The following is a 10,121-nucleotide window of genomic DNA, read 5'->3' as shown; positions in this document are numbered from 1 at the left end:
CGAATTTTACACCATGCGAAAGTTGTGACAATGGTGGGAAATTCCTACCGTTTAAAGGATCATTTAGCGCAAGAAAACAAGTGATTTTGTACATCCTTAAACGAGCGAAAATGTACATATTTATGTTGACATTTATACCTATATCATATCTTTTTTATTTGATTAATTTAGTAAAGATGGTGGTTATTGATTAAGATAGGAATAATTTGTTTTTTATGGTACTTTATAAACGAGACGTTGTTTAGCTACGGTAAGATTTTTTGAAATAAATATGTTGCGGTAACAACTCATGACTGAAATAAGGGCTTGTTAAGGCCATTAATTCAATAAAAATGTTATAAGGAGTGAAACAAATGAAAACAAGTATCAATGAAGAATCTATTTTTTATCAAAGTGGAGATCACATTATTGTAGATGACAGAAAAATAAATATTGTTACTAAATTTGATGAACCCCTAATAGTTGTTTTAGATAATGTTTTAAGCGATCAAGAATGCGATAAATTAATTGAATTTTCTAAAGATAATTTAAAACGCTCTAAGATTAGTTCTTCTGGAGAAGGAGAAGTGAATGATATTAGAACAAGTAGTAGTATGTTTTTCCAAGGAAACGAAAACGATATTCTTGAAAAATTAGAAAAAAGAATTTCCGCTATAATGTGTATTCCTATTGAACATGCCGAAGGTATCCAAATTCTTAAATATACACCTGGTCAAGAATATAAAGCACATTTTGATTTTTTTAATTCTGCTAGTAAAGCTGCTAAAAACAATAGAATTAGCACACTCGTTATTTATTTGAATGATGTGGAAGAAGGTGGAGAAACCTATTTCCCAAAATTAAATCTGTCCATATCCCCTAAAAAAGGAAGCGCTGTATATTTTGAGTATTTTTATAATAATGAAGATTTAAATGAGTTAACTTTACACGGTGGAGCTCCTGTTATCAAAGGAGAAAAATGGGTAGCTACTCAATGGATGCGAAAACAAAAAATCAGATAAAGCAACTATAATTATAGTTTACATTAAAATAAGGATTAGTGAATAGTAGGAAGAAGTAGATCATTACTATAAGGTTTTCCATGGACAGATGAAGTACGAAATTTTGCTAATTCGTCTTGGGCAATTAAATTTAGTGTTGGATAAATTTGTCCGTAACTAATTTTTCAAAAATGATTTTACTCTGATCAATGAACTGTTTAATATACGAATATATAATTCTGCGTTAAATTCTTTTTAACGCCTAATAATTTCGGTGAAAACGCGTCTAATTCCCTGGTATAAAAGGGTTGTGAGGCGTTTTTGTTATATTCAATTTCAATCTAATAAGGATTAACGCTTGTTTTAGGAGTTAACGCTCATTTACTGCGTGAAACCTGCATGTTTTAGAGATAAGTGTTTGTTTATTGAGGGAGTTTTGTTTGCTAACTATAAAAATAACCCCTACAAATGTAAGGAAATAACCAAAAGCTAAACCAATTATTATCTTCAGTATAATTTCAAATACCGTTTCCTTTGTTGGGTTATCTCTATTTGTTTTCATATTTGCTATAAAAAAGAGTCTATAATAAACTAAACTCTTGCAGCAAAGTGCTTTTATTGTTAAATTATTATTAGATAATTTTAGTTAATTTAACTAAAAACAAAAAGGTGATAAATATGGTAACATTAAAAGACATAGCGAGACTTTCCAATGTATCAACAGCAACTGTTTCAAGGATTATTAATAATGACCCTACACTATCGGTTACAGAGGAAACGAGAAGTAGAGTTATTAGTATAGTTAACGAATTAGATTATAAACCGTTAAGGAAGAAGAGTTCAAAACTAGTAAAGCAAGCGGATGAATTTCATATTGGTCTTATTATGTTAAATGATGAAAATATTGATCCGTATTTTTATTCTATTAGGAATGGGATAGAAAATAGCTGTCAGCAGTATGGCTTAACAATTGTTTCAACTATGATGGTAGGTAAAAATAATATCTCCTCTGAAAGCTTGAATGGGTTGGATGGACTGATTGTCATAGGCGATATTGAAATTGACGATCTAAGGAAAATTTATAATAAAAACAATAATATTGTTGCAGTAGATTATCTACCCTTAGATACAAATGTTGATGTTGTTATCTCTGATTTTGAGGGTGCGACCAATCAAGTAATGGAGTTTTTATTTTCACGTGGCCATACCGATATAGTTTATTTAGGCGGTAAAGGTAATGTATATGAATTAGTAGAAACAAAGATAAGAAAAAAAGAGGATATTCGTAAAATTACTTTTGAAAAAAACATGAAAGAAAAAAACTTGTATAACCCTACTAAAGTCTTAGAAGGTGATTGGGGGACTACAAGTGGATATAATTTAACGAAACAACTAATAGAAAGTCAACTTCTTGGAAGTGCCATTGTAGTGGGGAGCGATCCAATGGCGATTGGAGTACTCCGAGCGTTGCATGAAGCTGATATCGCAGTACCTGATTCAGTTTCTGTTTTCAGTTTTGATGATATTGAGGCTGCTGCATTTATGAATCCTCCTCTTTCTTCTGTTAGAGTACAAGGGGATGAAATGGGGAAAACGGCTGTAAAATTGCTTTTCGATCGAATAAAAGGAAGGGAAATACCATTGAAGGTTATTCTTCCTGCACAATTAATCTATCGAGATAGTGTTGGTGAATGTATAAAATAATTATCTTTAATCTTAATATATATAATGGGTAATATCCTATATAATTTGAGTAGCGTAGTACCTACTATAGTATTTTAGAGACAGGAAGGACTTTAGCAACAATCTATTGTTGTTAAAGTCCTTCCTGTTTTTCATTTATACACAATCATTTCAACAAAATAATGTTTTGAAAAATAAGTAATCATTTAACTAATATTTATCAAAGTATTATAAAAATAAAAAAAATATTGTACGTAAGCGCCTTTTTTGGTAAATTATAAATATGATACTTTACTTAATTTAACTAGTTAAATTAAGTAAAGTTGGAGTTTTTCATATTGTATTTTGGCAAAAGAATAACTATTATAGGATTTTGCTGAAAGGGATGTTTTCCATTAAATGAAACCGTTATCAACAATATGAAAATACTAAAGGTAAACTTAATGTAATTTTACTAAAAATGTGGAGGGGTTCTAATGAAGAAAACAATCTCATTACTAACGGCAGGAGCATTATCAATCTCATTACTTGCAGGATGTGGTGGAAAAAATGCAAATGGGCAAGATGGAAAGGTTGAAATCGAATTTTTTCATTATAAACGTGAAGGTATGGAAACGTTTGATAAATTGATTGAGAAATTTGAAAAGGAAAATCCAAATATCGATGTGGAACAAACGAGTCCACCAGAAGCTACTACTGTTCTACGTACAAGGGTATCAAAATCAGATATTCCAGATGTTATGGGAATTGGGGGAGATATAACTTATAAAGATTTATCTGAAACAGGTGTATTCACAGATGTATCAAAAGATAAAAACCTTGAGAATATTCAGCAGGCATATATACAAATGCTAAAAGATGTATCTAACGAGGAGAAGGTTTATGGAATTCCTTATGCAGCTAATGCTGTTGGAGTTATCTACAATAAATCAATTTTTAAGGAATTGAACCTGGAGATACCAGAAACATGGGATGATTTCATGGCTGTAGCCAAGAAGGTACATGATTCAGGGCAAATTCCTTTCTATCATACATATAAGGATTCTTGGACCATTTTATCGGCATTTAATGCTCTTGCTGCTAACACTCAGGGAGAAGACTTCTATACTCAGTTAAATAAAGGGAAAATCCTTGCAGGAGAAAGATATAAAGAGGCAGCTGAGAAAATAGTTGATTTAGCTAATTATGGTCACAATAACCAGCAGGGTGTTGGTTATAATGATGGGAATACTGCATTTGCCAATGGAGAGGCTGCTATGTATTTACAAGGGATCTGGGCAATTCCCGAAATAAAGAAAGCTAACCCAAACATTGATTTAGGAGTATTTCCATTTCCAGCAACAAATAATCCAGATGAGACAAAGTTAGTTTCTGGTGTAGACTTAATGCTTGCTACGTCAGCATCATCAAAACACCCTGAAGAAGCACAAAAATTTATTGAATTCCTTCTGAAAGAAGAAAACGCCAAACAATATATTGGTGAACAGAATGCATTTTCAGCACTTGAAGGAATAACTCAGGATGACCCAACTGTTGCTGAACTAAAAGAAAGCTTTGAAAAAGGAGCATTAGCAGACTTTCCAGATCACTACATTCCAAATGGAGTAGCACCTGATAAAACATTACAGACATTGGTAATGGAGAAAGATGTAGATGCTTTTCTAGATAAGGTACAAAAAGATTGGGAAAAAGTTCAAAATCGTCAGTAGTTTTTAATAGGGGACTGTCTTTATGATGCTATTACTATATATGTTTAATAAAAATGTAATAGCTTATGAGACAGCTCCACCCTTTAAAAAAGGAGTGCAACTTTAATGAAAAATAATGAATCAATGGTTGGAAAACTACAAACTTCTACGCCGAACTCTAAACCAGTGATAATTCGTAAGAAGAAAATAAATCCGAGAATGATTACTTTTTATTTAATGGTTATACCTGCGGCCTTGCTTTTCTTTGCCTTTCATACTCTTCCGGCATTAAAGGGAATTTATTATTCATTCACTAATTGGAACGGAATTGCGCTGGATTATGATTTTGTAGGTTTTAAAAACTATATTAACTTATTTAAAGATCAGGCAATCCTAGATTCATATGGCTTCACCTTTAAATTTGCTGTTGTAGGTGCTATTCTTATCAATTTATTCAGTCTAGTTCTAGCAGTTGGATTGAACGCAAAAATTAAAGGTAAAAACTTTTTTAGAGCGGTTTATTTTTTACCGAATATATTAAGTGTGTTAATCGTCGGATTTATTTTCAATTTTTTCTTTACTAGTATTCTTCCAGACATAGGGGAAAAATATGGGATTGGGTTTTTAACCCAAAATATACTTGGAAATGCTGATCTTGCTTGGATTGGTATATTGCTTGTTTTTTTATGGCAATCATGTGCCTTTAATATCATTTTGTATTTATCAGGTCTGCAAACTGTGCCAACGGAATTATATGAAGCTTCAAGTCTAGATGGTGCAAATAGATGGCAGCAATTTTGGAAAGTAACCTTTCCGGTAATTGCACCGTTCTTTACAATTAATATGGTGTTATCAATGAAAAATTCAATGATGGTTTTTGATCAGATAGTAGCAATGACAAATGGAGGCCCTGGTTACTCAACCACTTCTATTGCCTTGTTAATCTATAATGGAGGATTTAGCGGCGGTGAGTTTGCCTATCAGTCTGCAAACGCTGTAATTTACTTCATCGTCATCATGGCAATTTCTGTGTTCCAGCTTAAAGTACTACAAAAAAGGGAGATGAATATGTAATGAACCAACGTGTGAACTGGCCTATAACAATTCTAATTGCTTTAGGATCGTTAATAATACTTTTCCCATTGTATATTACCATCTCTATTGCGTTAAAAAGTCCGCAGGAATTAGCAGAGTCGGCATTATCGTTTCCTCTTAATTTTCATTGGGATAACTTTATAAGAGCAATTGAAGCTACCAACTTCTTTGCTGCTTTCAAAAATAGTGCACTAATCACTTTCTTTACCTTAGTATTTACTATTCTATCTAATTCACTTGTAGCTTATGCGATTGCTAGGAATATGCATAGAAAGCTTTTTAGAATGTTATATTACTACTTTGTTAGTGCTTTATTTATCCCATTTCCAATTATCATGTTACCTATTGTGAAACAAACCTCTGCAATTGGATTAAATAATCCTATTGGTTTAACTATTCTGTATGTGGTTTATGGTATGGCAATGAATATTTTCATTTATGTCGGATACATCCGTTCTATTCCTGTAGAGTTAGAGGAAGCAGCCATAATGGATGGAAGCAGTACATGGGGAGTGTTTTGGAAGGTCATCTTTCCTCTTTTAACACCAATTAACGCAACAATCGGTATTTTGACTTGTTTATGGGCATGGAATGATTTCTTGCTTCCTTTAGTAATTTTGAGCGATTCGGCAGATTACACGCTTCCACTAGTACAGTACGTGTTCCAGACTGAATTTGGTACAGACTATAATTTGGCCTTCGCATCCTATCTTTTATCCATGGCTCCTATGGTAATTATCTACTTATTTGCTCAGAGATGGATTATTGGTGGAGTTGTCAAGGGTGCCATTAAATAATTAAATATTAAACATCCAACGAAATCCTATCTGAATTTTTAGAAGAAAAGTAGTTACGTATAATAGAGCATTGGAGTTGTAAAAAATGGGGATTTATTATCAAGCATCAGAGAGAACATTTCATTTAAAAGCAAAGGATACTAGTTATGTAATAGGTATTCTACGTGATGGTTACCTTGTGCATTATTATTGGGGGAAAGGGATAGCGAAATATAATTTCTCAAACTATCTTCAATATCAAGACAGGGGTTTCTCTGGTAATCCATATGAGCACAGAAATGACAGAGTATTCTCTTTAGATACGTTACCGCAAGAATATCCACAGTATGGGAACTCTGATTTCCGTAAGCCAGCTTATCAAATTCAATTGGAGAATGGATCAACGATATCAGATTTAAGATATATTTCACATAAGATTGTTAAAGGTAAGCCCAAACTTAATGGGCTGCCCTCAACTTATGTTGAAAAAGATAATGAAGCAGAAACACTTGAGATTACAATGGAAGACTCAATAATAGGATTAAAAGTTATATTGTGCTATACCGTTTTCGAACATCTTAACGTAATAACACGTTCTGTACGCTTCGATAATAAGGGAAATGAGTCGGTTACATTGCTTAGTGCCCAGAGTCTTTGTGTTGATTTTAGAAATGCGGATTTCGACTTCTTGCATCTCCATGGTGCACATGTAAAAGAAAGACATATTGAGCGCAAACCGTTGCGGCATGGAATTCAATCTATCGAAAGCACAAGAGGTGCAAGCAGCCACCAGCATAATCCGTTTATTGCACTTCTGAAAAAAGATACTACTGAAGATAGCGGTGAAGTTTTTGCCTTTAACTTCGTTTATAGCGGGAATTTCTTGGCACAAGCAGAAGTAGATCAGTTTAGTAATACACGTGTAACCATGGGGATTAATCCATTTGATTTTCGCTGGAAATTAGAAGTGGGAGAAAGTTTTCAATCTCCTGAAGTAGTTATGGTATATTCATCAGAAGGTATTGGGGAAATGTCAAGAACGTTTCATGAATTGTACCGTAACCGCTTAGTGCGAGGGTTATATCGAGATAAGGAGCGACCTATTCTAATAAATAACTGGGAAGCAACATATTTTGACTTCAATTCCCAAAAAATTCTTGAAATTGCTGAAACAGGGCGTAAATTAGGAATAGAATTGTTTGTACTTGATGATGGATGGTATGGAAAGCGGGATAATGATAATTCGTCCTTAGGAGATTGGTTCGTTGATCAGAATAAGCTACCAAATGGATTGGATCAACTTGCACATAGTGTCAAGGATATGGGGATGGAATTTGGTCTCTGGGTTGAACCAGAAATGCTTTCTGTTGACAGTGACTTGTATCGACAGCATCCAGATTGGTGCCTACATGTTCCAAATCGAAGTAGGTCTGAAAGTCGCAATCAACTTATACTAGACTTTTCTAGAGAAGATGTTTGTGATGAAATAACGAAACGGATTAGTGATATTCTATCAAGTGCGCCGATTTCCTATGTTAAATGGGATATGAATCGTCATATGACAGAAATTGGTTCTGCTGTATTACCAGCTGAGAGGCAAAGAGAAACAGCACACCGTTATATGCTAGGTCTTTATAAAGTTATGGAGAATATTGTTTCTGATTTTCCGCACATCCTTTTTGAAAGCTGTTCTGGAGGAGGCGGGAGATTTGATCCTGGTATGTTGTATTATATGCCACAGACCTGGACAAGCGACAATACAGATGCTATATCACGTTTGAAGATTCAATATGGCACGAGTCTCGTGTATCCAATTGTTTCAATGGGTGCTCATGTCTCTGCGGTTCCAAACCATCAGGTACATCGCTATACTTCGTTAGAAATGCGTGGAAACGTGGCTATGTCAGGTAATTTGGGCTACGAACTAAATTTGGCAAAACTCTCAAACGAAGAAAAAGAAATGGTTAAAGATCAGGTGTCAGAGTATAAAGAAATTCGTCAATTAATCCAATTTGGTGATTTTTACCGCTTGCAAAGTCCGTTCGAAGGCGATGAAACGTCTTGGTTGTTTACAACAAAAGATAAAACGGAAATTATAGTCTTTTATTTCCGAGTATTAGCTGAACCAGCTGCTCCTTTAACCTTTATAAAGTTAAAAGGAATTGACCCATGTAAGCAATACCAGGTTGTGGGAACAGATAAAGTGTATGGTGGAGACGAGCTTACATACGCTGGAATTAGTATCCCAGCTGAAATAAAAGGAGATTTCCAAAGTTATGTTTTAAGATTAAAAGAGAGTAAATCCTAAAAAGAGTAAATCTGCTGTTACAACTTAATAACCCAGAAGGGTGAAAATCAAGAAAACGTGATGGGAATCGATAAAACATCATTTCCATCATGTTTTTAAATATGTGTTTTAAATCATTTATTTTATAAGATGGTGGAGGAGATGTAATTGAAAAAACTAAATAAGAGTTATTGGCTTTTCGGAACTTTCTTTTTATTATATTTCTTTATTTGGGCTGCATGTACGATGTTTTTATCATTGTGGCTTACCAACATAGGTGGTTTAAGTTCAACAGAAACAGGAATTATATTTTCTGCTATTTCTATATCCGCTATTTGTTACCAGCCCTTTTTTGGTATTATTTCAGATAAGTTAGGTTTGAGAAAGAACTTATTATGGTTTTTTGTTGGATTATTAGTCTTAATAGGGCCATTTTTTGTTTATATACTTCCTGTCCTACTAAAAACAAATATTATTTTGGCAGCTATAATTGGTGGCGCTTACCTGGGCGCTGTTTTTAATGGCGGTGTAGGTGCTATTGAAGCATACATTGAAAGAGTAAGTCACCTAAATAACTTTGAATATGGACGTGTAAGGGTATTTGGTAACATAGGTGCGGCAATTAGTTCTTTTGTTACAGGCCATTTATTTACCTCTAATCCAGACTTGATTTTTTGGATTAGTAGTATGGCAGCTGTTTTACTAGCGATCGTTTTAAGTGTTGCAAAATTAGATAATAATCTCCAAAAAGGTACTAGAAACATTGAATCGCAGGTACCAAAGGGTTCAACCATTGCTTTATTTAAAAATAAAAAATTTTGGTTTTTTGTACTATACGTTTTGGGGGTAGGGTGTATTTATGATGTGTATGATCAACAATTCCCGGTATATTTTACTCACTTCTTTGCAACAGCAGACAAGGGTACTGAGGTGTTTGGGAATCTTGTAACCCTTCAAATTTTTCTTGAAGCTATTGTTATGATACTAGCTCCATTTATTATTAATAAATTTGGGGCGAAGAAGGCTCTTATTTATGCTGGGTTTGTTATGTCATTCAGAATTTTAGGGTCCGGCATTGCGGACGGACCTATCTTCATTAGTTTATTAAAATTAATGCATGCCATTGAGGTACCCATTTTATTAGTAGCTGTATTTAAATTTATTTCAGCCAATTTTGATATGAGATTGTCGGCTACCATTTATTTAATCGGATTTCAGTTTTCAAAGCAAGTTGGTTCGATCTTTTTATCGACGATCGCCGGTAATATGTATGATACAGTCGGTTTTAAGAGTGCGTATTTGTTGCTAGGTAGCATTGCTTTAATCTTTACAATTTTGTCTATGTTTACATTACCAAATAAAACTGAAAAAAAAGCTTCCGTTAAAAGTTTAAATGTAGAGAATATCATCTGAAGTTGATAGTTCAACTGCACCGTGAATGTAGCTTCTCAATAAGATATCACCTAAGCTGAAGCGATAAAGAAATGCAAAAACCCAAACGGACATTCCATATGTTTTTCCATTCAATCTTATATGTATAGATAGGAAGTATATCTAGTCACTGATATTAAAGAAAGGCAACTAACTCTTGAACTGCACTGTAAATATTAGT

At 33.7% G+C, this 10,121-nt stretch carries 7 protein-coding genes; all 7 read left to right on the top strand.

Annotated features, from left to right (window positions below):
* The first annotated feature begins 353 nt into the window (after positions 1 to 353).
* The 7 genes from EM808_RS17065 to EM808_RS17035 all read left to right on the top strand — a co-directional run bounded on the left by EM808_RS17065 (position 354) and on the right by EM808_RS17035 (position 9,922).
* Entirely contained in the window at positions 354 to 1,001 is a 648-nt protein-coding gene (locus EM808_RS17065) for a 2OG-Fe(II) oxygenase (protein ID WP_127739395.1), read from the top strand.
* Between the two features lie 657 nt (positions 1,002 to 1,658).
* Positions 1,659 to 2,684, top strand: a complete 1,026-nt coding sequence (locus EM808_RS17060) for a LacI family DNA-binding transcriptional regulator (protein ID WP_127739394.1) — start codon at positions 1,659 to 1,661, stop codon at positions 2,682 to 2,684.
* 455 nt (positions 2,685 to 3,139) lie between these two features.
* Positions 3,140 to 4,372, top strand: a complete 1,233-nt coding sequence (locus tag EM808_RS17055) for an ABC transporter substrate-binding protein (RefSeq protein ID WP_127739393.1) — start codon at positions 3,140 to 3,142, stop codon at positions 4,370 to 4,372.
* A 186-nt stretch (positions 4,373 to 4,558) separates the two neighbouring features.
* The gene (locus tag EM808_RS17050; protein WP_127739414.1) at positions 4,559 to 5,425 is read left to right on the top strand and encodes a carbohydrate ABC transporter permease; all 867 of its coding nucleotides are present in this window, start codon (positions 4,559 to 4,561) and stop codon (positions 5,423 to 5,425) included.
* On the top strand, positions 5,425 to 6,243 hold the full coding sequence (locus EM808_RS17045; protein ID WP_127739392.1) for a carbohydrate ABC transporter permease: 819 nt from the start codon (positions 5,425 to 5,427) through the stop codon (positions 6,241 to 6,243). The genes EM808_RS17050 and EM808_RS17045 overlap by 1 nt, the downstream gene beginning before the upstream one ends.
* 85 nt (positions 6,244 to 6,328) lie before the next feature.
* The gene (locus EM808_RS17040; RefSeq protein WP_127739391.1) at positions 6,329 to 8,530 is read left to right on the top strand and encodes an alpha-galactosidase; all 2,202 of its coding nucleotides are present in this window, start codon (positions 6,329 to 6,331) and stop codon (positions 8,528 to 8,530) included.
* A gap of 147 nt (positions 8,531 to 8,677) precedes the next feature.
* Positions 8,678 to 9,922: an MFS transporter gene (locus EM808_RS17035; RefSeq protein ID WP_127739390.1), complete on the top strand. Its 1,245-nt coding sequence runs from the start codon at positions 8,678 to 8,680 to the stop codon at positions 9,920 to 9,922.
* Positions 9,923 to 10,121: the final 199 nt, after the last annotated feature.

Origin of the sequence: Niallia taxi (assembly GCF_004005475.1) — a bacterium.
Classification (GTDB): domain Bacteria; phylum Bacillota; class Bacilli; order Bacillales; family Cytobacillaceae; genus Niallia; species Niallia taxi.
The sequence above is the reverse complement of the archived record's forward strand: the minus strand, read 5'-3'. Positions and strand labels throughout refer to the sequence as shown.

Coding starts and splice junctions, on each gene's coding strand:
- EM808_RS17055 (WP_127739393.1), top strand. CDS start 3,140: ATGAAGAAAACAATCTCATTACTAACGGCAGGAGCATTATCAATCTCA.
- EM808_RS17060 (WP_127739394.1), top strand. CDS start 1,659: ATGGTAACATTAAAAGACATAGCGAGACTTTCCAATGTATCAACAGCA.
- EM808_RS17065 (WP_127739395.1), top strand. CDS start 354: ATGAAAACAAGTATCAATGAAGAATCTATTTTTTATCAAAGTGGAGAT.
- EM808_RS17045 (WP_127739392.1), top strand. CDS start 5,425: ATGAACCAACGTGTGAACTGGCCTATAACAATTCTAATTGCTTTAGGA.
- EM808_RS17040 (WP_127739391.1), top strand. CDS start 6,329: ATGGGGATTTATTATCAAGCATCAGAGAGAACATTTCATTTAAAAGCA.